Source organism: Gemella haemolysans, from assembly GCF_028308085.1.
GTDB classification, from domain to species: Bacteria; Bacillota; Bacilli; order Staphylococcales; family Gemellaceae; genus Gemella; species Gemella haemolysans_D.
Genome location: NZ_JAQMFS010000068.1, coordinates 12,730 through 34,653, shown reverse-complemented (window position 1 = coordinate 34,653; position 21,924 = coordinate 12,730). Strand labels below are relative to the sequence as shown.

21 protein-coding genes and 1 other RNA gene are annotated in these 21,924 nt (G+C 29.1%); 2 read left to right on the top strand and 20 right to left on the bottom strand.

Annotation, left to right across the window (positions count from 1 at the left end):
• Positions 1 to 253: 253 nt before the first annotated feature.
• Positions 254 to 763 carry a GNAT family N-acetyltransferase gene (locus tag PNO30_RS05770; RefSeq protein WP_271987476.1) on the top strand — a complete coding sequence of 170 codons (510 nt, stop codon included), beginning with the start codon at positions 254 to 256 and terminating at the stop codon, positions 761 to 763.
• Positions 764 to 795: 32 nt separating this feature from the next.
• Here PNO30_RS05770 and PNO30_RS05765 read toward each other — a convergent pair whose 3' ends face one another.
• From PNO30_RS05765 to PNO30_RS05725, 9 genes are all read right to left on the bottom strand, one after another.
• Positions 796 to 3,135, bottom strand: a complete 2,340-nt coding sequence (locus PNO30_RS05765) for an endonuclease MutS2 (protein ID WP_271987474.1) — start codon at positions 3,133 to 3,135, stop codon at positions 796 to 798.
• Positions 3,136 to 3,298: 163 nt separating this feature from the next.
• Entirely contained in the window at positions 3,299 to 3,832 is a 534-nt protein-coding gene (locus tag PNO30_RS05760; RefSeq protein ID WP_271965558.1) for a CvpA family protein, read from the bottom strand.
• A 129-nt stretch (positions 3,833 to 3,961) separates the two neighbouring features.
• Entirely contained in the window at positions 3,962 to 5,611 is a 1,650-nt protein-coding gene (locus PNO30_RS05755; protein WP_271965556.1) for a DAK2 domain-containing protein, read from the bottom strand.
• Positions 5,612 to 5,622: 11 nt separating this feature from the next.
• Positions 5,623 to 5,982, bottom strand: a complete 360-nt coding sequence (locus PNO30_RS05750) for an Asp23/Gls24 family envelope stress response protein (protein ID WP_003146848.1) — start codon at positions 5,980 to 5,982, stop codon at positions 5,623 to 5,625.
• A 127-nt stretch (positions 5,983 to 6,109) separates the two neighbouring features.
• Positions 6,110 to 7,048, bottom strand: coding sequence for a ketopantoate reductase family protein (locus tag PNO30_RS05745; RefSeq protein ID WP_271987473.1), 939 nt, complete (start codon positions 7,046 to 7,048; stop codon positions 6,110 to 6,112).
• Between the two features lie 153 nt (positions 7,049 to 7,201).
• The gene (locus PNO30_RS05740) at positions 7,202 to 8,248 is read right to left on the bottom strand and encodes a PTS transporter subunit IIC (protein ID WP_271965553.1); all 1,047 of its coding nucleotides are present in this window, start codon (positions 8,246 to 8,248) and stop codon (positions 7,202 to 7,204) included.
• A 207-nt stretch (positions 8,249 to 8,455) separates the two neighbouring features.
• Complete coding sequence (gene rsmG / locus PNO30_RS05735) at positions 8,456 to 9,169, bottom strand: 16S rRNA (guanine(527)-N(7))-methyltransferase RsmG (protein ID WP_271965552.1); 714 nt, start codon at positions 9,167 to 9,169, stop codon at positions 8,456 to 8,458.
• Positions 9,162 to 11,045 carry a tRNA uridine-5-carboxymethylaminomethyl(34) synthesis enzyme MnmG gene (gene mnmG / locus PNO30_RS05730; RefSeq protein WP_271965551.1) on the bottom strand — a complete coding sequence of 628 codons (1,884 nt, stop codon included), beginning with the start codon at positions 11,043 to 11,045 and terminating at the stop codon, positions 9,162 to 9,164. The genes rsmG and mnmG overlap by 8 nt, the downstream gene beginning before the upstream one ends.
• Before the next feature lie 169 nt (positions 11,046 to 11,214).
• Positions 11,215 to 12,615, bottom strand: a complete 1,401-nt coding sequence (locus PNO30_RS05725; RefSeq protein ID WP_271987471.1) for a cation:dicarboxylate symporter family transporter — start codon at positions 12,613 to 12,615, stop codon at positions 11,215 to 11,217.
• Positions 12,616 to 12,898: 283 nt separating this feature from the next.
• Between PNO30_RS05725 and PNO30_RS05720 the strand changes: the two genes are divergently transcribed.
• On the top strand, positions 12,899 to 13,345 hold the full coding sequence (locus tag PNO30_RS05720; protein WP_271965549.1) for a flavodoxin: 447 nt from the start codon (positions 12,899 to 12,901) through the stop codon (positions 13,343 to 13,345).
• A gap of 38 nt (positions 13,346 to 13,383) precedes the next feature.
• Here PNO30_RS05720 and PNO30_RS05715 read toward each other — a convergent pair whose 3' ends face one another.
• The 11 genes from PNO30_RS05715 to PNO30_RS05665 all read right to left on the bottom strand — a co-directional run bounded on the left by PNO30_RS05715 (position 13,384) and on the right by PNO30_RS05665 (position 21,808).
• Positions 13,384 to 13,887: an RrF2 family transcriptional regulator gene (locus tag PNO30_RS05715; RefSeq protein ID WP_271965548.1), complete on the bottom strand. Its 504-nt coding sequence runs from the start codon at positions 13,885 to 13,887 to the stop codon at positions 13,384 to 13,386.
• 77 nt (positions 13,888 to 13,964) lie between these two features.
• Positions 13,965 to 15,092 (bottom strand): THUMP domain-containing class I SAM-dependent RNA methyltransferase, encoded by a 1,128-nt coding sequence (locus PNO30_RS05710; RefSeq protein ID WP_271965547.1) that lies wholly within the window; start codon positions 15,090 to 15,092, stop codon positions 13,965 to 13,967.
• Positions 15,093 to 15,148: 56 nt separating this feature from the next.
• An RNA gene (gene rnpB, locus PNO30_RS05705) (RNase P RNA component class B) lies at positions 15,149 to 15,526 on the bottom strand.
• Positions 15,527 to 15,580: 54 nt separating this feature from the next.
• Entirely contained in the window at positions 15,581 to 15,778 is a 198-nt protein-coding gene (gene rpoZ, locus PNO30_RS05700; RefSeq protein ID WP_003146858.1) for a DNA-directed RNA polymerase subunit omega, read from the bottom strand.
• 9 nt (positions 15,779 to 15,787) lie between these two features.
• The gene (gmk, locus tag PNO30_RS05695) at positions 15,788 to 16,408 is read right to left on the bottom strand and encodes a guanylate kinase (RefSeq protein WP_271987470.1); all 621 of its coding nucleotides are present in this window, start codon (positions 16,406 to 16,408) and stop codon (positions 15,788 to 15,790) included.
• Positions 16,409 to 16,574: 166 nt separating this feature from the next.
• Positions 16,575 to 16,901, bottom strand: a complete 327-nt coding sequence (locus tag PNO30_RS05690) for an AzlD domain-containing protein (protein WP_271965545.1) — start codon at positions 16,899 to 16,901, stop codon at positions 16,575 to 16,577.
• A complete protein-coding gene (locus PNO30_RS05685) occupies positions 16,888 to 17,595 on the bottom strand; it encodes an AzlC family ABC transporter permease (RefSeq protein ID WP_271965544.1) in 708 nt (235 codons plus the stop codon). Before PNO30_RS05685 ends, PNO30_RS05690 begins: the two co-directional genes overlap by 14 nt.
• Before the next feature lie 28 nt (positions 17,596 to 17,623).
• Positions 17,624 to 19,291 carry an Rqc2 family fibronectin-binding protein gene (locus PNO30_RS05680; protein ID WP_271987469.1) on the bottom strand — a complete coding sequence of 556 codons (1,668 nt, stop codon included), beginning with the start codon at positions 19,289 to 19,291 and terminating at the stop codon, positions 17,624 to 17,626.
• A gap of 136 nt (positions 19,292 to 19,427) precedes the next feature.
• Positions 19,428 to 20,192 carry a TerC family protein gene (locus PNO30_RS05675; RefSeq protein WP_271965158.1) on the bottom strand — a complete coding sequence of 255 codons (765 nt, stop codon included), beginning with the start codon at positions 20,190 to 20,192 and terminating at the stop codon, positions 19,428 to 19,430.
• Between the two features lie 12 nt (positions 20,193 to 20,204).
• The gene (locus PNO30_RS05670) at positions 20,205 to 20,966 is read right to left on the bottom strand and encodes an iron ABC transporter permease (RefSeq protein ID WP_271965159.1); all 762 of its coding nucleotides are present in this window, start codon (positions 20,964 to 20,966) and stop codon (positions 20,205 to 20,207) included.
• Positions 20,966 to 21,808, bottom strand: a complete 843-nt coding sequence (locus tag PNO30_RS05665; protein WP_271987467.1) for an ABC transporter ATP-binding protein — start codon at positions 21,806 to 21,808, stop codon at positions 20,966 to 20,968. The genes PNO30_RS05670 and PNO30_RS05665 overlap by 1 nt, the downstream gene beginning before the upstream one ends.
• Positions 21,809 to 21,924: the final 116 nt, after the last annotated feature.

Sequence of the window (21,924 nt, the reverse complement as noted above, 5' to 3'; positions counted from 1 at the left end):
TTTTATAAGTTTATCATTTCTTTTTTATTTTGTCAAGAACTTTTTTATATTTTCTTAACATTTAATTATTAGAAATCTTATATTGTTCGTCTTCTCTATCAGAAGACTTTTACTATTCTATCATTAAATTTATTACTTGTCAACATTATTTTCATATTTTTTCATTTTTATTTCAATATTTCTTTCTATTTACTATTTATAATCAAATTTTATTGTGATATCATATAATTAAACACTTCAAGGAGGATTATTTATGATTATTTTTAAAGAGCCTAAAGATGTTACTTTTGAACAAATATTGGATTACAAAGAAGAATTTGTTCTTAATAATGAAATTATTCATGGTGCAGCCAATATGACTGATTTATCTATCCCTGAATGGGTAGAATTTACAGAAAACACTAAGAAAAAAGAATCACTAACCCCTGGTTTTGTCACTGCTCATACATTTTTCGCTTTAGATAATAATAAAATCGTCGGTATTATTAACGCAAGACATGAACTGAATGACTACTTATTAAACTTCGGTGGCCATATAGGCTATAGTGTTAGAAAATCAGAGCGAAGAAAAGGATATGCTAAAGCGATGTTATCTTATACAGTAGATTTTTTATTTTCACTTGGCCTAGAGAAAATCTTAATTACCTGTGATAAAAATAATATTGCTTCAAAACGTACTATAGAATCATGTGGTGGTATTCTAGAAAATGAAGTAGCAACAGAAGACAGAACTACACTAAGATATTTGATATATAAAAAATAAGGTTAGGTTGGAATTTAATCCAACTTAACCTTTTATTTCATCTCAACCACAGTAGCTCCCATACCACCTTCGTTTTGCCCTCCAGTTCTATAGCTAGCTACATATCTATTATTTTTAAGATATTCTCCGATATTTTTACGCAGGATACCAGAACCTAAACCATGAATAATAGTAAATGTATCATACCCTTGAAGTATTACTTTATCCATGTAGTCTTCTATTTCCCTTATAGCTTCTTCTGTATTTAATCCTATTACATTAATATCGATACCTACTTTTTTACTACTTACATTGCTAGTACTAACATATCTAGTAGCTACTTCAGGCTCACTATCTATTTTCCTTACTTCTTTTTTCTTAATATTTAATTTCATAGCTCCCATTTTTATCTGTAGAGTATTACCAGAAATTTCTAAAACTGTTGCTCTTTGATTGTAACTTAGTACCAGTACATCATCTCCAACTTTAATCTTACTACTAGCAAACTTAGGTTGGTTTTCTAATTTTCTTTGTAATCTTATATTATTCTTACTCTTGTCCATAGAATGAAGCAATTCATTAACTTCATGTTGTTTTAAAGAGGTATTATCCTTAAACTCTTTATAAATTTCAAGCATTTCTTCTTTTTTCTCTTCGATTTCTCTATTAAGTTCTATACTTAAATCATTATATAAACTTTCTTTATATTCTTCATATTTCTGTAGATTAGTATCAAGAGTTTGTTTTACCTCATCTATTTCATCTAATGTACTATTTATATACTCTAATTTATAATCATATTCTCTAATACTTTCAGATAGTTTATCGATAAATAAATTATTTTCCTTAGTATTTATCTCTAATAACGAACTAGCCTCATCTATTACAGACTGTTCTAAACCTAATTTTGCAGATATATTTATTGCATTTGATTTACCTGGTAAACCTATAATAAATCTATATGTTGGTTTCAGTTTTTCAAAATCAAATTCCATAGATGAATTTTTATAATAGTCCGACTCAAAACAATAATTCTTAATTTCAGGATAGTGTGTTGTACATAACATGGTAGCATTTAGATTTTTGAATTTTTCTAGTAGTGCAATAGAAAGAACTGCTCCTTCACTTGGATCTGTTCCTGAACACAATTCATCAAGTAATATTAGACTCTTATTATTTGTTCTATTTAATATGTTAATAATATTAGTCATATGAGAAGAAAAAGTAGATAAGTTATTCTCAATAGACTGTTCATCACCTACATCTACAAATACATCTTCAAAAAATCCGACTGTTGATTCCTCTAATGCTGGAATATAAAATCCTAGATGTGATAAGTACACACATAATCCAACTGTTTTTAAAATTACAGTCTTACCACCAGTATTAGGACCAGTTATTATTAGTGAATTTCCTTTATTGTCTAGAATAACATCATTTTTCACAACTACGTCTTTATCAATTAAAGGATTATATGCTCTCTTTAGATTAAGCTCTTGTGAATTTACTATATTTTGTTTATTAAAGCCATTTCTAGCACAGAAATTCATTTTTGAGAATATAAACTCTATTTGTGAAAAATTCCAAAGAGAATTTAGAAGTTCATCTGCTTTTTCTTTAACTACTTCAGATGCTTCTTTTAGTATTCTAAGAATCTCTTCTTTTTCCTTACGTTTTAAAATTCCTATTTCATTATTAATCTCTACATTTTCTTTTGGTTCAACGTAAAATGTATTTCCTGAGGCACTCTCATCATGAATAATTCCACCAAAGTCATTTTTATATTCGGGTTTTACTAAGATTACATCACGATCATTTCTCTTTGTTACAATTGCTTCAGTTAATTTTTTTACATTTGAACGAAGAATATTCTTTAGTATTTGATCACTCTTATTTTTTAACTTAGAAATATTTACTTTTATATTTTTTAATTCAAGTGATGCATCTGGTCTTATATAACCGTCCTCATCTATTATTCTATCTAGATATCTTTCAAGATCACTAAAATCATCTAGTTTAACTACATACTTTGTTAAACTTGGATAGTTAGCATGTTCTTGTAATTTGATATTTTCAAATCTTCTTGAGAATCTATCATAAGTTATAATGTTTCTTAATATATAGAAGAGTTCCTTTTCCGAAAGCACACTATCAATTTTAGCTTTCTTAACACTAGCGTTATAATCAAATATTTTTAATTTGAATTCGTTTGGGTATTTTCTAAGCAAATCATATCCCTCTTCATTCTCCTTATGTACTTCTACTAACTTATCATAATTTGTTATATATTCTAAATTTTTTATTTTTTCATAAGATAACTCTGAGAAACAATATTTCTCTACATCTTTTAAAACTAAGTCTAAATTAATTTTCTTTTGAGTAATTTTATTCAATCTAATCTCACTCCTTCAATCTATATTTACATGCTTTATCTTTTTATAACACAAACTATTATACACTAAATAAAAGTATTAAACAATTTCTTTTGATTAAAATTATCTTCTTACTCGCTAATAGAAAAAAATTCGGAGCACCTCTGGAACTCCAAATCTAATTTTATTTATTAAAGAATAAACTAATAAACTGTTTTGATAATACTGGTGTATTTTGAATTATATAATCTGGTAATGTTGAATCTTTAAATATCGCTATCTTCCAATCTGGAGCAGGCAATACCGTTACAAGGTAAAGTACTACAAACACAATTAAGTAAATCTCCACGAATCCTAGTATAGCACCAAGATATCTATCAGTTGTTTTTATTAATGGTAATTTTCTAATAACGCCCAATGTTTGAGCTAGAATTTGTATTATTAATCGAATAACAATAAATAATACGATAAATGATACTATACGATAGTATGCTGTTGGAATATTAAGTCCTTTATATATTCCCTCAAGCCCTTCTGTAACATCTGTTGGAATGGGAATCATACTTGTAAATAAATATGCCAATCTTGAACTAAATAACATTGATACTGCATAACCAATTACTATTGTACCTAAATAAAATATTTGCATGATTAGTCCACGCTTGTACCCTAAATATGCACCAGCAAGTAATAATAATGCAATAATTACATCAACCATTATATCTCCTTTCAAATCATTAAATATTTTTTATGATTATAATTAATATATAAGTATTTTACTCTATCAACTTTAAAGTAGCATTAATCTATTTTAGACTAATGCTACTTTTTTATAAAGTTTAAATTATTATTCTACTCCGATAATGTATGGATATACCGGTTGCCCTGATTCTATAAGTTCTACTTCTACGTCAGGATATTTTTCTTCTATTAATTGTTCTAAGAAATCAGTATATTCTTCTGTACTCTCTTCACCTAAGTAAAGAGTTACAATTTCTTTATCTTCATCAATAGATTTTTCTAATAATTCTTCTAAAACTGTATTCAGAGATAAGTTAGAAACTACTATTTTTCCATCTTTAATTCCCATGAATTCATCTTTTTTAATTTCAACACCTTCGATGTTAGTATCACGAACAGCGTGTGTTACTTCTAGAGTACTTACTGTTGATAATACTTCTTGCATATTAGCAAAGTTTTCATCAGCTGAAGCTTGAGGATTAAATACCATAACTGCAGCTAAACCTTGAGGAGCTGTTTTACTTTCAATAACAAAAACATTTTCCTCAGCTAACTCAGCAGCTTGTTTTGCTGCAAGTTGGATATTTTTATTATTAGGGAAGATAAAAATGTTCTTAGCGTTAACTTCTTTAATAGCTTTCATAATATCTTCAGTAGATGGGTTCATTGTTTGTCCACCTTCTACGATATAATCAACTCCCATTGAAGTTAATACTTTACTTAATCCAGCTCCCATAGATATAGAAATCATTGCTTGTTCTTTAAGTTCTTTTGGAGTAGTCGCTTGTTTAGCTTCTTGTTTTCTTAGAACCTCACGGTGCTGTTCTCTCATATTATCAGATTTTATTTTGATAAGTTCTCCATATTGTTGACCATAATTGAATACATCCCCTGGAGTTTCTGTGTGAACATGAATTTTCACATACTCACTATCTGAAATTACTAGAAGAGAATCTCCAAATTTACTCATATCTTCACGGAATTTATCTTCGTTAAAATCTTTTTTCTCTTTATCAAGACGAACTGTGAACTCAGTACAGAATCCATATACTATATCTTCTGGGCTCATGAAGTCCATATCATGATCATCTTCAAATTGCATATCAACAACATTAGTCTCTACAGATTCTAATCCTTCAATTTTTTCACCTTTAAGCGCTGCAACGAAACCTTGATATACGCAAACAAGTCCTTGACCTCCTGAGTCTACTACACCAACTTCTTTTAGAATTGGTAATAAATCTGGAGTTCTTTTTAGTGAAGCTTGAGCTTCAGCGTAAATAGCTTCCATTACTTCAACTACAGAATCACTATTTTCCGCTGCTTTAAGTCCAGCTTCAGCAGCTTCACGAGCTACTGTTAAAATAGTTCCTTCTACTGGCTTAATAATTGCTTTATAAGCAATACTTACACCATTTTGGATAGCTTCGGCAAACTCTTTAGCATTAACTTCTTTTTTATCAGCTATGTGCTGAGACATTCCTCTAAATAATTGAGAAAGGATAACACCTGAGTTTCCACGTGCTCCCATTAATAATCCTTTAGAAAAAGATTTACCTAATTCACCGATGTTTTCAACAACATTTGCAGCTGTTTCTTTAGCACCTGATGACATTGAAAGGTTCATATTTGTTCCTGTATCACCATCTGGTACAGGGAAAACATTTAATGAGTTTATTTTTTCTGCATTTTTAGCTAAGTTTTTTGATCCTAAATCAATCATTTCAGCTAAAACGAGTCCGTTAATTTTCTCCACTATCTTTCCTCCTATTTATTTACCTTGATGCCTTGAATATAAATGTTGATTTCATCAACTTTGACACCTAAAGTTTTTTCAATTTGATATTTTACTGAAGATTGAACATTGTTAGCTATTTCTGAAATTTTTGTACCATACATAACTATGATATATAAATCAATTACAAGTTTCTCTTCATCTTTTTTTACTACTATTCCTTTTGCGTAATTTTCTTTACGTAAAATTTCTGTAATTCCATCTTTAACTTGATTTTTACTAGCCATTCCTATGATTCCGTAACAACTTACAGCTGCACCACCTGCAACCGATGCTATTACATCATCACTAATAGAAACATGACCATATTCATTATTAATTTCTAATGACATATCTTTTCCTCCTATTTTAAAAATAGTCAACTGAACATACGAACTATTATACCTTTTTTAACAAAAAAATACAAGTAAAACATTGATAATTCTTTACTTAGAGCCTTTTAGCATCTCTTTTATATTGCTAATATTGTTTATTATTATTAATAAATTCCTTAGAATGAATCATTAATGTAATGACATCACACACTGGTGTAGGAATATTATGAATTTTTCCAAGTCTTGAAATTTCACCATTAAGATAATCTATTTCTGTCAAACGACCATTCTTCATATCTTGATATAAAGATGGATAATGCGCTCCTGCAGTCTTTAATGAAAAACAATTTTTTATATTATTTTCGATTACATCTTGCTTAATATCAATCCCTTCAGCTTTACCTACTGCTGTAATTTCATTTAGAACCGCCCTTGTTAATTCTAAATTCTTATCATAGCTTCCATATTGATTAATATTACAATCAATAAGCGTACAAAATGTATTAAGCACACAGTTTAGCCCTGCTTTATGCCATATTGATTGATATGTATCTGCCGAATATCTAATATTTAAACCTGCCCCATTTAATCTATCTACAAGTTTCAAAGTTTCATCTAAGTTAATCTCTTTAACTTGTTTTAACTCTATTTTTCCCGTTCCATGCGCATTTAATACACCTGGACCTCCTAGCCCACTAGTCCACACCGTTACACCAATAAGAATGTTCTCTTCTTTTATATAATCTTTTAAAGTCTCAACGTGACCTAAACCATTTAAAATACAAATGATTTTAGTATCTTCATGAAATAAATGTTTAACTTTTTCTAGCATAGCTCTTAATTGCATAGATTTGGTTGCAACAAAAACTACATCATATTTTCCTCTGACTTGATCAGGATGATATGTCGGTATATAATAATTACCCAAATCTACCTCATCAATTATAACTTTTAATCCATTATTAGTAATATTTCTTACATGTTCCTCCCAAGAATCTACAAATGTTACATCTTCATTATTTTTAAATAACATATACCCAAATCTTGAACCAAGAGCTCCTGCTCCCGCAAATAATATTTTCATAATTAATCTCCTTAAAGCGTATTCTACCCTAATTTTATAACTATAAAATAACTTTGTCAATGTGTTATCAAATCAATATATATAATAAAATAACCTAACAAAAACATCTCTTAAGAAACGATTTTGTTAAGTTATCTTTTTATATTCTATTAATTATAGATTTTCTGGTTTATATGCATCTTTTTTATATAATTTCAATACATCAGAATAAAATCTATCTGCTAAAAATGCAACTGTAAATGGAATTACGAAGAATGCCAATAACACTGGTAATAAGTTACCATTATTCATTGCATATGATTTAGAAGGTCCGATTAAACCGATAATACCAAATCCTGCACTCTCGTGTGTCCCAAGAATTTTTAGGAAATATCCTGAAAGTCCTGTAATTGCTGCTGTTGTTAAAATTGTTAATAATAACTGTGGTTTACGTGCACAGTTTGGCATCATAAGCTTGATTGCACCTAAGATAATAGCCACACTAGCACCTTTACTTTTCGCTCTATATGTACCGATAGCTAGAACCGCTGCTGCTGAAACTAATCCTAATGTTGCAGCTCCCGCTCCTACATAGTTTTCATTAGAAAATAGTATTAATCCCATTGCAACTGTTGATACAGGCGTAACGATTAAGAATGAAAATGTCATCGTTATTAAAATACACATTAACACTGGTTGTAATGTTGTAAATTCAAAAATGATTGATGCTAAAAGTCTAGTTAAACTTTTAGTATATGGCAATGTTACTAACCCTAATGCCGCTACTAATCCTCCAGTGATTGGTAAGAAAATAATTGTAACAGCTCCGAATTTATCTTTAACAAGGTTAATTGCTAAAGCTCCAATAATTGTAATTAAAATGACGTTAAATAAATCTCCCATTGGAACCCCAGTCCATGCTTTTGCTTGTGCATTAAAAGTTAAAGATCCACTTGCTGCTAAGACTGTCGCTCCTAATACTGCTGACTCTAATGGTTTGAATTTTAAACTTTGTCCTACAATAACTCCTACTAAAACTGGAATTGCAAATTGTAATAAATACATCGCTTGAGTTAATGTAGTGAATAATCCAGGTGCAAATAATGTTCCTAAATATTTAAATAATGTACTCAGAACTGCATTTGGAATTAATCCTGCAACAACTCCTAAAGCTGTACCGTTTAAAATTATATTAAGAAAATCCCTTACTGATTTCGTCATACACATCCTCCTTTGTTTGTTTTTAATGAATATAATAAATATAATAATATAAAATCAAACAAAAGTAAAGAATTTTTTGAAAATTTATCTATTTTTTCTTTATTTTATTGTGTAAATCGTATACAAATTAAAAAGCAGCTAACATCATTAGGTATAAAATGATATTTAGCTACTTTTTAAATATTTTTATTTCATAACAAAGTAACACTATAATAATGGTTTTTTATTTGGTGTACCTGCTTTTCTAGGATATTTGTTAGGTGTCTCTTTAGCTTTTCTTATTTCTAAAATATGACGCTCTTCACCTTCAATATCGAATTCTAAATCTTGTTCTAACTTTCCACCTAGAAGTTTTATTGCATTAATCGCTTCTTTAGTCTCTTCTTCCGCCTTTTGTGCTTTTAAACTTAAGAAATATCCACCTTTTTTAACTAATGGTAAACACAATTCAGCTAAGACATTTAATCTTGCTACCGCTCTAGCAGTTACTATTTCAAAATTTTCTCTGTAGTCTTTATTTTGTCCAAACTCTTCTGCCCTAGCATGAACAAAATTACAATCACTAAGTCCTAGTTCATCTTTTACTAAATTTAAAAATTTAATTCTCTTGTTTAACGAATCAACAATCGTGACTTTTAAATTTGGAAATAATATTTTCAACGGGATTGAAGGAAAACCTGCTCCACTACCGACATCACAAATACTTTCAATATTAGAATAATCTTTATAGAAAGCTAGTGAAATTGAATCAAAAAAGTGTTTTGTATAAAATTCATCTTCTTCGGTAATAGCAGTAAGATTTATCTTCTGATTCCATTCAACTACTAAATCATAGTATTTACTATACTGCTCTTTTTGAAGTTCTGATAATTCTATCCCTACCTTTTCTTTTACTGCAGCATAAAACTGTTCTTTATTCATTATTTGTTCCTCTACGTTGTTCTAAATATACTAATAAAATAGAAATATCCGCTGGATTAACTCCTGAGATACGAGATGCTTGACCAATGGTTAACGGTAATACTTTTTTTAGTTTTTCCCTTGCTTCTAAAGCTAAACTTGGTACTTCGTCATAACTCAGATCTGTAGGTATTTTCATCTCATTCATCTTCTTAAGTTTTTCTACTTGTTGAAGAGATTTTTTAATATAACCTTCATATTTAACTTCGATTTCAACTTGCTCTATTACATCTTTAGGAAGAACTGTTTCATCATTAGCTAAATATAGAACATTCGCATGAGTTAGTTCTGGACGTCTTAGCATATCAATCGCCAGAATACCATCACGAATTTCCGCGCTATTTAATTCTGCTAGTTTTTCTAAAGTACCAGCTGTTGGAGTTATTCTGAAAGTTTTAAGTCTTTCAATTTCATCAGCAACCATCTTACGTTTTTCACAGAATTTATTATATCTCTCTTCAGTTACTAAACCATAGTTATAAGCTTTTTCTGTTAAACGCATATCAGCATTATCATGACGTAATAATAACCTATGTTCTGCTCTTGAAGTTAAAAGTCTATATGGCTCGTTTGTTCCTTTTGTTACTAGGTCATCAATAAGAACTCCAATATATGCTTCATCACGACCAAGGATCATTGGTTCTTCTCCTAGTACTTTACAAGCGGCGTTTATTCCAGCCATAATACCTTGACCTGCTGCTTCTTCATAACCACTCGTACCATTAATTTGGCCTGCAGTAAATAATCCATCAATTAATTTCGTTTCTAAAGTTGGCCATAAAGTTGTTGGATTTACTGCATCGTATTCAATCGCATATCCATTACGCATAATTACTGCATTTTCAAGTCCAGCAATACTACGTACCATGTCACGTTGAACATCATCTGGTAACGAAGTAGATAGACCTTGTACGTATATTTCTTTCGTATTTCTACCTTCTGGTTCTAAGAAAAGTTGATGTCTTTCCTTATCGTTAAAACGAACATATTTGTCTTCAATACTTGGACAATATCTTGGTCCTGTTCCTTTAATCACTCCAGAATACATAGCTGAACGTCCTAAGTTCTTATCGATAATTTCATGTGTTGTTGAATTTGTATAAGTCAACCAACATGGTACTTGATCTTTAACAAATTCTTTAGTTTCATAACTAAATGCATGTTCTTCTTCATCACCTGGTTGAATTGCTGTTTTAGAAAAATCTACACTGTCCGCATTAACCCTTGGTGGTGTCCCAGTTTTAAACCTAACTAAGTCAAATCCTAATTCTTCTAATTGTTTCGCAAGATCGATAGATGGCATCTGGTGATTTGGTCCAGAAGAATATTTAATATCTCCAATTACAATTTCACCACGTAAATATGTACCTGTAGTTATAATAATTGTTTTTGCTTTATACGCTGTTCCAAGCATAGTTCTTAATCCAACCACTTTATTATCTTCAATAATAAGTTCACGTACCATTGCTTGCTCAATATCTAAGTTTGGAGTATCTTCTAAAATTCTCTTCATTTCTAATTGATACTCAACTTTATCAGATTGCATTCTTAGTGCACGAACTGCTGGTCCTTTTGCTGTATTCAACATTTTACTTTGAATATTAGTCTTATCCGCTACTCGTCCCATTAGACCACCAAGTGCATCTACTTCACGTACAACAATTCCTTTTGCCGGTCCTCCCACACTCGGGTTACATGGCATAAAACCAATAGTATCTAAATTAATTGTAATCATTAGAGTCTTAACACCTTTTCTACTAGCGGCATGTGCTGCCTCAATTCCGGCATGTCCCCCTCCAATTACAATAACATCATATTCTTTTAAAAATTCAGTCATAGTACCTCCATATATTTTAACGTAATTGCAAAATAATGCTTTGACCAAAATTTTGATATATTACTAAATTTTTACCTTTATAATATTATCACATCGAGAAGAAAAACACTAATAATATACATATGTTCATAAAAAAATCGTAGCACTTTCGTACTACGATTTAAATTATTTATTCTGTTACTTTATCAAACTCATAAAATTTATCTTTGTTAAATAAACCTAAGTGTTTATCAACCATTATTGAGTTTGTCATACCACCACTAACATTTAAACAAGTACGTCCCATATCTAAAATTGGGTCTACTGCTAAGATCGCGTTAATTTGATTGAATAATGCTCCAAAACCTACTCCGTTAACTGAAACTGAAGCAGCTGTAATTGCTGTTCCAGGAACTCCTGCGATACCTACAGAACCTAATGTTACTACAATAACAGTCATGATAAATAATGTTGCATCAATTGTTATTCCATTTGCATTAGCTAAAAATACTACTAACATTGTTGGATAAATACCAGCACATCCTTGCATTCCCGCTGTAGAAGAGAACGAAGCAACAAAGTTTGCTGTTGACTGGTTAACCCCCATTTCTTTAGTTAAAGTATTAATAGTTAAAGGTAATGTCCCTGCACTTGAACGTGAAGTAAATGCTAAAACTAATGGCTTACTTGCTTTTTTGAAATATGTAACAGGTGAAACACCATGTAGTAATAAGAATAATCCTTGAATTACAAATTGAATTACTACTGCTACATATAATAATCCGATAAACAATAATACATCTTTAATTGATTTTAATCCTCTTTGTGCAATTGTGTTAGCTAGTAACGGAATTACAGCATAAGGTAATAATCTAATTATTAGTACTGTCATTCGAGATACAATAGCATGTAAATTAGCAATATAGTCAATGAAAGTTTTTACTTTATTTTCATCTTTATTTTGAATATATCTTGCCGCTAGTCCGACAAACATAGCAAAGATTACTACACCAATTACATTAAAGTCAACCATTGCTTTTATAGGATTTGAAGGAATCAATTCACGAATAATTGTAACAACATTTTTTACTTCTTTAATTTTACTATCTCCATTACCTAAAACGATAGAACTACTTCCAAGTTTAAATACTGCAGAAACTACAAAACCAACAATAGAACTTATCGCAACCATTCCTAACGTAATAATCAGTGTTAATCTGGTTAATTTTTTAACATCAGTATTAGCATTAATATTTACAATTACATTGATAATTGAAACTAATACTAATGGTACGATTAACATTTTAATTAAATCAATAAATCCATTCCCAAATAATGAATACCATGTAGTTGTTTCAGCAACATATTTAATCTTCATCGGTTCATCACTAAATCCTGAATATGCTTGTATACCAATCCCTAGAAGTAAACCTATTGCTGTTGATAATAACGTTCTTTTTGAAGAACTAACCCTTTTTTTTGCTAAATAATACATTAAGTAAAATAACGCAAAAAGTACTACTAAAAATAATAACGTTTCTTTTGTAGAAATCATAATAAATTTCTCAAAAAATGTAAATTTGTTTTCCATTTTCTATCCTCCAAATGAGTTTTTACTCATCTTCTTTTTTTGTAAAATTTTAATCTTAAATTTTACTCCATCTACAGATAGAATGGAAAAGATAATGACCTTTTTCCATATTGTACCTCCATAATGTAAAAGATAGTTAAATTAAACTATAATTTTCAGAAATTTTCAATAGTTTTGCTCAAAAAAATTTATTTTATAAATTCTTTTTATTTACTTAATATTTTTAATAAGTTATAATAATGATTAGTTATTATTTATTTACTAATAGAATGGAGGGGTTTTTTTGAATATTAAATTAGTTTACGCAAGTTTAACAGGTAATACTGAAATGTTATCTGATTTGATAATAGAAAAATTCGAAGAAGAAAAAGGTCTAGAAATAGAAAAACTATTTATCGAAGACATGGAAGATTTTGATTTTCTAGATGATGCAGATGCTTTTATCGTTGCAAGTTATACATATGGTGAAGGTGAACTACCTGAAGAAATGGAAGAATTTTACGAAGCATTAGCAGACAAAAACTATGAAGGAAAAATCTATGGGGTTATTGGAACTGGTGATACTATCTACGATGAGTACTGTGTTTGTGTAGATCAATTCGATGAGCAAATCGCAAAAACTGGTGCTACTAATCCAACTGAAAATCTTAAGATTGAAATTGAAGCAGATACTGACGAAGATTTCGAAAATATTGATAAATTTATTGAAGCATTCGCTAGCGCTCTATAATAAAAAAATGGTTATGAAAAATCATAACCGTTTTTTTATTATCCTTTAAAGAAAACATTAACTCTTTCAAATTCGTCTTCCCAATTATTCCAATCTAGTCTAATCTTAGAATTATCTTCAAGAATATCTTCAACTAAGTTTTCGATTGTAATTTCTTCTAAAGCAGTTTTAATCGCTTTATTTACAGTGTTAACTTTTTTCAAGTACTTACTGTAACGTTTATCAACTGCTAAGGCCCCTTCAAAAATTTTTGAAACGTAATCTGTTTTCAGTGCAAAAATTTCTACTTCGTCATTTAGCGCTACATATATATCATATAAAGTAACTTTTTTATTTGACTTGTATTTATATCCCCCGCCAATACCAGTGTTAGCTTTTACTAGATCATTGACAACCAATTTTCTCATAATTTTTTTCAGATATGTTGGAGAAATATTTAAACGCTGGCTTATTTCCTTAGAATTCAAGAAAACATGTCTATCTTGAAGGTATAACATAACCATTATACAGATTGCTTGTTCAGTACTCTTTGTTAAATGCATAAACTCAACCTCTTTTCTTTTTAATATAACTCTACTTACATCCTTATTTTATGATATATTTTTATAATTGTCAAATGTTATCTTAATTTTTCTCCCCAGTATTGATAATAGGTACATTCAATGGAACCATTAAAAAGTTTTCTTCTTTTTGTTGCTTTTTTTCCATATAAATGTTCAAACATTTTATGAGATGTTAATAAATAAAGTGACCAATGTTTCTTATTTTTAAGCTCAGTTCCTAAAAACTTATACATTGCTTCTACTTCTTTTTTCTCACCAAGACGTTCACCATAAGGTGGGTTTGCAATTACACATCCAGTTTCTTTTTTTGCTACAAAGTCAAATACCGACATTTGTTTGAACTTAATTACTCCTGCAAGACCAATTTCCTCAGCATTATTTTCAGCTGTCGCTATCATTTTAGGATCAATATCAGAACCATATAATTCTAGTTCTTTTTCATAATCAATAAGATCTTCTGCCTTATTTCTTTCTTCTTCTACAAGACTTTTTGGCATCCATGGCCACTTTTCAAAGTCAAAGTTTCTATTAATACCAGGAGCCATATTTTGAGCTGCCATAGCCGCTTCTATCAATAATGTTCCAGATCCACAGAATAAGTCATATAAAGGTGTTTCACCTTTCCAGTTAGTTAGTTTGACCATTGCTGCTGCTAGTGTTTCTTTTAATGGTGCTGTTCCTTGTTTAGCTCGATATCCACGTTTATGAAGACCATCTCCAGAAGTATCCAATAGAATGGTTGCAATATCATTCAACATAATTATCTCTAATCTATATCTGGCACCAGTTTCTGTTAGCCATCCAGTAACACCATAACTCTTCTTCATTTTTTCTACTATTGCTTTTTTAACAATTGATTGACAGTCTGAAACACTGAATAATGTAGACTTATGGCTACGTCCATCTACAGGGAATTTAGCATCTACTGGAAGATATTTATCCCATTCTATTTCTTTTGTTTTTTCAAATAACTCCTCAAAAGTATAAGCTGGAAATTGTGCAACAACGATTTTCACCCTATCAGCACATCTTAACCATAGATTTGAACGAACAATCGCTCTTTTATCTCCTGAGTAATAAACTCTCCCATTTTCTACTTTTGTTTCATAACCTAATTCTTGAACTTCTTTAGCCACTATTGCTTCAATACCCATAGGGGTCGTTGCTACTAAATTAAATTTCATCTCTTCCTCCTTAAAAAAAGAGGCTCCTAAGAGCCCCTAGAACTAGTTGTTTTTCTTATCATAAGCCATATTCTGTATCTACCTTACTCAATCGAGTCTAGTCTACTCTCGTAAAAATAGCTGTGATCATCTGTCTAAATATATACATATTTCCTATTCCTACATTCATTTCTGCGGAATAAGTGCTTCTACCAAAATTTGAATTGCTCACTCAAGGGGTTTACCGCGTTCCACTTCTTATATTTCTACAAGAACTCCGTCACTGTGGCACTTTCAAGACATATAACCATATAGAAAACTACTTAGGTTATATTTTCTGCCGTCACCATAAGGTGCCTAAACTTATTTTTTCGTTTAGCGTTGAACACTACAAGCATCTCAGCCTGTGTGAGTATGGACTTTCCTCAGCATTACTGCCGCGATCACTCAAAGAAAAACACTTATACTACTTTACACTAAAAATATTATTTTGTAAACAATATTTTAAACTATTTTTCTAAAACTGAAATTTTCCCTTCAGCAATTTCTTCTAATGCTTTACCTACTTCTTTATGAGAAGTATATTTATCTAATTTTGCTGTTTCAGGGTTTGCAAATAATTCTCTAGCTCTTTTACTTGCTAATGAAACTAACATATATTTTGAATTTACTTTTGATTTTAATACATCTAATTTTGGATATAACATCTTCTTCTCCTACATTTCTTCTAATTCTAATAATGCTCTTCTATATTTCATTTCTATACGTTCACGTTTTAAATGTTCACTAAGTATAATCGCTTTGATTCTTTCTACAGCTTTATCTACTTCATCATTCTCTACAACATAATCATATAGATGCATCATATTAATTTCTTTTTTTGCCTTAGCTATACGTGATTCTATTACTTCATCGCTTTCAGTACCACGACCTTTTAATCTATCTTTAAGATCTGCAATACTTGGTGGAGCTAAAAATATAAACAAGGCATCTGGAATTTTACTTTTAACTTTCTCAGCACCTTGGACTTCAATTTCTAAAAATATATCTTTTCCTTTTTCCATCGTCTCCCTAACGTACTTAACGGGAGTTCCATAATAATTGTCGACATACTGAGCATATTCTAATAATTCACCTTGTTGAATTAAACTTTCAAATTCTTCTTTTGTTTTAAAGAAATAATCAACTCCATCTTCTTCTCCAGGCCTCACGCCTCTTGAAGTCATTGAAATTGAATATTCGAAGTCAACATCATTATTTTCAAAAATTCTCTTTCTTACAGTACCTTTACCTACTCCTGAAGGTCCTGAAAGAACTATTAGTAATCCTTTCTCCATTTTTCGTATCCTTCTATCATGTTTTATTATCTTTTTATAATACCATAAATCGAAAAAAATTTAAACTATAAACATGTATATTTAAGTTGAAAATTAATTTGTTAGTATTTTTTAAAAATTCTTAATTTTTATTTCTAATAAACATCGCAATCTTAATCTATACTTTCTAAAAAACATATCTTATTATCGCTAAAGATACTATTCCAACTACAACAATTACTAGAAGACTTTTTGAAATAATAGCACTAACTACTGTAGGTAGAGACGCTAGTAGATTTTCATAATTGATTTGAGGAAATTCTCCAATTTTTTGTATAAATAAACTATCAAACCATAACGCTGACATTATAACAATCGGCACAAAGCTAAGATACTCTATTACCGCTTTAGGTAAATCAAACTTTTTCAATAATACAAATGGAAGTACTCTAGATAACCATGTTACAATTGTACATCCCAATATTGTTAAGAGAATATAACTAGTTGATAACATTTTTTAAAACCACTCCTATCGCACACCCTATTAAAGTAACTACTATTATCAATACATTACTAGGAATAAAAATCATTCCAAAATATACTAAAAATAACACAACGGTAATAACAATAAACTGAACCTTTTTCTTAATAGTAAAATCTGATAATACTTGCAGGTACAACAATCCTATAAACATTGCTACTAAAGCAAAATCTAAACCAAGAGATTTGGGATCCTTAACTATTTCCCCTAATAATGCCCCTGCTACTGATGAAGTAAACCATGTAAAATAAGATATTAAATTTGCTGTATTAAACCATTCATAAGTAAGATTTCCACCTGTATAGTTTTGCTTATTCATTCCTAAAGCAAAACTCTCATCGGTTAAAAAAGTGCCAATTACTATATTCTTAAACACACTATAACGTTTAAAAAATGGAGCTATTGCCATACTCATTAATATCATCCTCGAATTAATTAGAAATGTTGCTAGTATGATTGAAAGTATAGGAGCACCACTTGAGAGCATACTCACTGTAATAAATTGAGCTCCTCCTGCATAAATAAATAATGACATTGCTCCAACAAAGAAAGGATTAATCCCCACTGAACTAGCTATAATTCCAAATGCCAACCCTATACCTATATATCCAAACACGGTTGGTAATGTATCTTTTATAGCTGTTTTTGCATCCAATTTATCATTCATGTGTTCACCTTCCTTTGATGTTTAATATTTAATTTTTATCATTTGTTAAAAGTTGTCCAATTAGATCTTTATCTATCTTTTGCTTAACAGTTTTTTGTCCTGTATACGTCACTAATCCAGGTTTAGCACCAGATATTTTTTTCACGTTTTTTATTAATGTTCTATCTACATTAACATATTCTTCGTTTTTAAACTTCGAATAGTATGCTGCTAACATTGATGCAACTTCTATTGTATCTTCACTTGGATTATTATCAAAAATTACAACATGACTACCTGGAATATCTTTTGCATGAAACCATAAATAGTCACGTCTTGCTAATTTATTTGTAATAGTATCATTTTGAAGATTATTCTTTCCAACATAAATTGCTGTCTCATTATGATGAATAATAAAATAATTACTCTTGTTCTTTTTCTTATTAATTTTTATCTTTTCTTTTAAAATCCCATTAGCAATCAATTCTTCTTTAATCTCTGCTATATCTGTTTTATCCGCATTTTCAAGTTGGAATTTTATCGTCTCAAAATACCCTAAATCTTCTTTAGCTATCTCTATTTGTTCAATTAGATTCTCAATAGTTCTCTTATTCTTTTTATAAAGATTAAAATACTTCTCCGAATTTTTTTCAATAGTTAAACTCGGATCTAATTCTATCTCAATTTCAGATAAATCTTCACTATAAAAATTCTGCAACGTTACTGTTTCTGGTATATCTCTTTTAAATAAATAAATATTAGAAATCAATAGCTGACCTTTTAATTTGTAATCATCCCTATTTTCAGCTTGAATAAGCTCGCTTTCTAGTATACTTACCTTTTTATTTAGTCTATTTATTTTTGTATTAATAAAATTAAATAGTTTTCTGTCAGTATTCTTATTAATTGATTCTCTGGCTATGTCCATATAGTAGTAATCAAGGAGTTGTGATAACGAATCAAACTCTTTACTATATTCTTTAACGTCAAAGAAGTAAAAATCCTTTTTACCATTTTCTTCAATCAAAATAGGCTTATTATAGTTATCAAATTCCTCACAGAAGTTTAGAAAAGCATTTTTCAAATTCAACTCAGAATGTCTTTCGAAATAATTATTTAATAAAGCAGAAACACCATAGAAATTTTTCATTAAAAACTTCTTATCTTTATTCTCAAATTCTAAATTTTTATATTTGTCATAGTCGAATGGATCAAATTTCTCTTTAGTAGGAGGTAAAGTATAAGCCATGTTTGAAATTGTAGATCGTTTATATTCAAGACTATAACTATTTTTCAATGATTCAAGTATAATATTATCTTCATTAGTTAAAATAATATTAGAATGTTTCCCCATTAGTTCTGTTATTAAATAATAGTATTTCTCATATCCAAGGTCATCAAAATTTTTAATTTTAAAAATCAAAATACGATCATTATTTACTTGCTTTATTTCTTGTATTATCCCACCTGTTAAGTATTTTCTAAGTACAGAACAAAAATTTGAGGGTGTTGAAGGATTTTCATAACTATTATTAGTTAATTGTATTCTAGATGCACTTGGATTTGCCGATAGAAATAATTTCAAATTTTTCCCTTTTCTTATTGAAAAGACGAACTCATCTGTTGATAGATTATTTACTTTATTTATTCGTCCTTGTAATATACTTTCTTCTAACTCTTTTACCATCTTTCTTACAAAAAAACCATCGAATGCCATTTTTCTCCTCCTAAATCTAATATAATATATATTTTAAAATTATATCATATATCTTTCTATGTGTATATGAAAACTAGAAGTCCAAGTTAACAGAAAAAGAAGAGATAATAACTATATCATCTCTTCTTTATATATATTATTTATTTTCAAATCTTTTTGATACTAAAATTCCCCAAACTAATAATCCAAGTAATACAACCCAGAAAATCACAGTCCAAAGTGTTGAATGAGGAAAATCGTGTGGTATTAATCCTAGTTTTTCATGAGCTGCTGCTATAACAAATAGTTTAATACCTACCCAGCCAACTATTAAGAAAGCTGCAATTTCTAAACCAGGCTTAGTTTCCAATACTTTGATAAAGATATTAGCAGCATAACGCATTATTACAACACCTACAAAACCACCGATTACCATAACAGAGAATTGTCCAAGGTTAATTCCTCCGATTGATGCCTCTGAGATATGCGGTAATGTAATCGCAATTGCCACAGCTGCTAAAATTGAATCAATAGCAAAAGCTATATCTGTTAGTTCTACTTTTATAACTGTTGCCCAAAAACCACTTTGTTTTTTCGGCGCTTTTACTTCCTCTTCAGAATTTTTTTGTTTCTGTTTATCAAAAAATTCCTTGATATGCGTACCAGCCATATATATAAGATATAGTCCACCTAGTACCTGTATTTCCCAATACTGTGCTAAAATTGTAATTAGGAAAATTGCAATTATTCTAAAAATTAATGCTCCTGCAAGACCATACATTAAAGCATGTTTTTGATCCTTCGGAGGAAGATGTCTAACCATAACAGCTAGTACAATTGCATTATCTGCTGACAATAATCCTTCTAATAGTATCAAACTAAGCAACACTATTACATACTGAATTAATATCTGTGTATCCATTAAAATCTCCTTCTATCCGAATATTTTTTTTATTAATCTTACTATATAAATAACTATTACTAACCCAACAAAATTTAACACTACAGGTAAAAAAGTAGTAAGGTTAAATGTAATATGCTGATTCAAATTATTAAATGATTTAGTAAAAATAGTAAGCACACTATTATCTATTCTTTCACTTGCAAAGTTAAGCCTTGTTTTGATCATCTTAGCAATTACCTCTCCACCTAAAAAGTATAAAAGAGAAACAGAAATAGCCAAATTAGTATTATTGAATAATGTTAACGATAATAAGAATATAATATTTGCAAATAATAACAATAATATTAACATTGTTGCGAACGCTCCTGCAGTATTTACATTCATCATAATCGATTTTATTTCACTAAATAAACTATTCTTACGAACAAATAATAAAGCTAATAAACTTGATACTATTATTACATAATAAACTAAAAAGTAAATTAAATTAGCTAAAATTGAAGAAAAATCTCGGACACTTTTCTTTTTATGAATCTCAAAAAAAACATTTACCTTTGAAATATAATCTTCTCTGTACGAAAAGATGTAATTCAATCCCATAATAAATAATATTAGCACCAAATCTATTTTTAATACAATATTAAAAATAATATCCACTAAAGACTTATCATAAAATAATGATAAAGAATCTAATTTGAAAACTACACCTAAATTTAATAAAATTAAAATTAATGCGAATAGATAATTAAATTTCCTTCTAAATAACTTACCAAATTCAATCTTAAAAAACATTATAGATCATCCTCGCCCTCATATAATTTAATTTTCTCACCTAAGTTACGAATTTGATATACTTCAATACTATTTTTTAATAAACTATAAACTACTTCTTCAAGAACCTCTTCTCTTACTACTATTTCATTATCATGATATATAGTATACTGATATCCAGATAGTATATCATCTAGTTTTTCATTGTCAGAAATATTAATGGCAGTAAGTTGTTTTAAGATTAATAAATCTTCAAGATTTCCGAAATATGATTTAATCCCATCAGTAATAACTAGAACCTTATCTGCAATACTGTTATATCTATTTAACATAGTATCTAAAATAATTACATTGGCATTATTTGATTTATCCAAAACAAAATCACTAATAGCTTCCATATCTTCTGGAGTTAAATCTTTGTCAGTATTATCAATAATAAGAACATTTTGGTCTACTAATATTGAAAACAATATATGAAACTTACTAATTTCATTTGGTGATATGTCCTTATACTTAGAACTTGGTTTAAGACCTAAAAATTCTAAATCATTAGCTAAATCATCAATAGAATATTTCACATTGAATAATTCTAATGCTACTTTTAAATTTTTTAATAATGTTAAATCGTTATAAAATCCGAAATCTTTAGTAAATAAAAGTTTTTGCTTACTAACATCTTCATCATCGAAAAGAATCTCACCTTTATACTTCGTTCTTTTTCTAAAAGAATCTTTTAGAAGTTCTAAATTCTCCGATTTATTATTAATAATAGTTAAAATTTCACCTGTATCCACCTGTAAATCTAATTCTAAGATGGTATCTTTTTTTATTTTCTTTTTATATTCTCTAAATTCTAAAACCATTGCTTCTCCTATATAAAAATAACAAAATTTTATTACTCTTCTTCTAGATCTTTTTTTTCTTAAAAATATAAGACTACATCTTAATATAATACCATTGCTTTATCTTATTGTCAAAA

What these genes read in the sequence shown, in the direction of transcription:
- PNO30_RS05770 (WP_271987476.1), top strand. Translation starts at nt 254, where the DNA reads ATGATTATTTTTAAAGAGCCTAAAGATGTTACTTTTGAACAAATATTG.
- mnmG (WP_271965551.1), bottom strand. Translation starts at nt 11,045, where the DNA reads ATGACTGAATTTTTAAAAGAATATGATGTTATTGTAATTGGAGGGGGA.
- PNO30_RS05685 (WP_271965544.1), bottom strand. Translation starts at nt 17,595, where the DNA reads ATGAATGATAAATTGGATGCAAAAACAGCTATAAAAGATACATTACCA.
- PNO30_RS05750 (WP_003146848.1), bottom strand. Translation starts at nt 5,982, where the DNA reads ATGTCATTAGAAATTAATAATGAATATGGTCATGTTTCTATTAGTGAT.
- PNO30_RS05740 (WP_271965553.1), bottom strand. Translation starts at nt 8,248, where the DNA reads ATGACGAAATCAGTAAGGGATTTTCTTAATATAATTTTAAACGGTACA.
- PNO30_RS05760 (WP_271965558.1), bottom strand. Translation starts at nt 3,832, where the DNA reads ATGGTTGATGTAATTATTGCATTATTATTACTTGCTGGTGCATATTTA.
- PNO30_RS05745 (WP_271987473.1), bottom strand. Translation starts at nt 7,048, where the DNA reads ATGAAAATATTATTTGCGGGAGCAGGAGCTCTTGGTTCAAGATTTGGG.
- rpoZ (WP_003146858.1), bottom strand. Translation starts at nt 15,778, where the DNA reads ATGTTATATCCAAAATTAGATGTATTAAAATCAAAAGTAAATTCAAAA.
- PNO30_RS05690 (WP_271965545.1), bottom strand. Translation starts at nt 16,901, where the DNA reads ATGTTATCAACTAGTTATATTCTCTTAACAATATTGGGATGTACAATT.
- PNO30_RS05680 (WP_271987469.1), bottom strand. Translation starts at nt 19,291, where the DNA reads ATGGCATTCGATGGTTTTTTTGTAAGAAAGATGGTAAAAGAGTTAGAA.
- PNO30_RS05670 (WP_271965159.1), bottom strand. Translation starts at nt 20,966, where the DNA reads ATGTTTTTTAAGATTGAATTTGGTAAGTTATTTAGAAGGAAATTTAAT.
- PNO30_RS05710 (WP_271965547.1), bottom strand. Translation starts at nt 15,092, where the DNA reads ATGAAATTTAATTTAGTAGCAACGACCCCTATGGGTATTGAAGCAATA.
- PNO30_RS05715 (WP_271965548.1), bottom strand. Translation starts at nt 13,887, where the DNA reads ATGCATTTAACAAAGAGTACTGAACAAGCAATCTGTATAATGGTTATG.
- PNO30_RS05675 (WP_271965158.1), bottom strand. Translation starts at nt 20,192, where the DNA reads ATGGATACACAGATATTAATTCAGTATGTAATAGTGTTGCTTAGTTTG.
- PNO30_RS05665 (WP_271987467.1), bottom strand. Translation starts at nt 21,808, where the DNA reads ATGGTTTTAGAATTTAGAGAATATAAAAAGAAAATAAAAAAAGATACC.
- rsmG (WP_271965552.1), bottom strand. Translation starts at nt 9,169, where the DNA reads ATGAATAAAGAACAGTTTTATGCTGCAGTAAAAGAAAAGGTAGGGATA.
- PNO30_RS05725 (WP_271987471.1), bottom strand. Translation starts at nt 12,615, where the DNA reads ATGGAAAACAAATTTACATTTTTTGAGAAATTTATTATGATTTCTACA.
- gmk (WP_271987470.1), bottom strand. Translation starts at nt 16,408, where the DNA reads ATGGAGAAAGGATTACTAATAGTTCTTTCAGGACCTTCAGGAGTAGGT.